Below are 526 nucleotides of genomic sequence, written 5' to 3' on the forward strand. Positions count from 1 at the left end.
TCCAGCGCCGCGTCGACCTCCGCCCGCACACGGGCGGTTTCGCCGATGATCCAGCGGTTTACGGCGGCCTTGGGCTGCAGGTCGGCCACGTCCAGTTGCGGGACGGCGTCGGTAAAGACCTCGTTCATCTCGGCAAAGCGGACGGCATTCCAAAGCTTGGTGCCGAAGTTGCGATAGCCGGTGATGCGCTCGCGCGACAGTTTCAGCACACCGCCAATCGCCGCCATCGAGGCATTGGTGAACCGCAGCGCGTCGGCACCGAACTCGTCGACGATTTCCAGCGGGTCGATGACGTTGCCGGTGGTCTTGGACATCTTCTTGCCCTTCTCGTCACGGACGAGCGTGTGCAGATAGACGGTGTGGAACGGGATTTCGTTCACCACGGCCAGTTGCATCATCATCATCCGGGCGACCCAGAAGAACAGGATATCCGCGCCGGTGATCAGGACGTCCGTGGGGAAGTAGCGCTCCAGCTCCTCGGTATCTTCGGGCCAGCCCAGCGTGCCGATGGGCCAGAGGCCGGAGG

At 63.5% G+C, this 526-nt stretch carries 1 protein-coding gene; it reads right to left on the bottom strand.

Features of this window, described 5'->3' with window-relative positions; translation table 11 throughout:
* Positions 1-526 (bottom strand): class I tRNA ligase family protein (locus ACR0C6_RS22240; RefSeq protein ID WP_480621378.1); only part of this gene is annotated, 526 nt, incomplete at both ends.

The organism is Ruegeria sp. AL12 (genome assembly GCF_056540885.1).